Raw genomic sequence first — 230 nt, forward strand, 5'->3', positions numbered from 1 at the left:
GCCACCTACGGCATGGCCGAGACGTGCGGCGGCTGCGTCTACGTCGGCGTGCCGCTGCCCGGCGTCGCCGTCGCGGTGGCCCCGGACGTCCCCGACGCCACGCCGCGCGTGCGCCTGGCCGGGCCCATGGTGGCGGTCGGCTACCTCGACGGCCCCGCCCGCACCGCCGCCCACCTCGTCACCGCCGCGGTCGGGGGCCGCCCCCTCCTGGCCGAGGGGCCGGGTCGGCT

The 230-nt window shown here is 81.3% G+C and carries 1 pseudogene; it reads left to right on the forward strand.

The features are described 5' to 3' along the window. Window positions 1–230: pseudogene (locus KVS67_RS13670) on the forward strand (acyl-CoA synthetase); the annotation flags it as partial.

This window comes from Micrococcus sp. GbtcB5, assembly GCF_019091605.1.
Taxonomy (GTDB): domain Bacteria; phylum Actinomycetota; class Actinomycetes; order Actinomycetales; family Micrococcaceae; genus Micrococcus; species Micrococcus luteus.